This is a genomic window from Heyndrickxia coagulans DSM 1 = ATCC 7050 (assembly GCF_000290615.1).
GTDB classification, from domain to species: Bacteria; Bacillota; Bacilli; order Bacillales; family Bacillaceae_C; genus Weizmannia; species Weizmannia coagulans.
Genome location: NZ_ALAS01000259.1, coordinates 1 through 207, shown reverse-complemented (window position 1 = coordinate 207; position 207 = coordinate 1). Strand labels below are relative to the sequence as shown.

The window sequence follows — 207 nt, the reverse complement described above, 5'->3', positions numbered from 1 at the left end:
GTCTTACAGGCAGGTTGCCCACGTGTTACTCACCCGTCCGCCGCTAACCTTTTAAAAGCAAGCTTTTAAAAGGTCCGCACGACTTGCATGTATTAGGCACGCCGCCAGCGTTCGTCCTGAGCCAGGATCAAACTCTCAGTAAAGATGTTTGATAAAAGCTCAAAAAGAATTTGACGTTTCGTTTTGTCCAGTTTTCAAGGAACAATC

Annotated in this window: 1 rRNA gene; it reads right to left on the bottom strand. The window is 45.9% G+C overall.

Features of this window, described 5'->3' with window-relative positions:
• Nucleotides 1–143 (bottom strand): 16S ribosomal RNA (locus IC21_RS14220); the annotation flags it as partial.
• Nucleotides 144–207 lie beyond the last annotated feature (64 nt).